This is a genomic window from Mesorhizobium sp. WSM4810, assembly GCF_055811235.1.
This window is the reverse complement of sequence record NZ_JBVVQV010000130.1, coordinates 1-265: the sequence shown is the minus strand read 5'-3', so window position 1 is coordinate 265 and position 265 is coordinate 1. Positions and strand designations below refer to the sequence as shown.

Genomic DNA, 265 nt, shown 5'->3' with positions numbered 1-265 from the left:
GCTGTGCGAATGGGCGAGCGCGGCCTGCAAGCTGGGCAGGGGGACGTTCGATCGCATGCACTGGTCGGCATGGCGGTGGGCGATCTTCACCCAGCCGTCGTCGAACGGGTCGCCGTATTTCAGCCGGGCATATTCGATGCTCTCGCGCATCCGGCGCTCCAGCCGATCGCCATGGAACAGGTGGCGGACCGATTGCGTCGCGGGCAGCGACAGATACTGGTCCCAGAAGCAGCGCGCGATGTCGCGATAATCCGCCTCCGACAGC

The 265-nt window shown here is 66.0% G+C and carries 1 protein-coding gene; it reads right to left on the bottom strand.

Going from position 1 to position 265, the window contains the following annotated elements; translation table 11 throughout:
- The coding region (locus AC0L3O_RS35595) for a hypothetical protein (RefSeq protein WP_473618179.1) at positions 1-265 on the bottom strand (265 nt) is incomplete at both ends.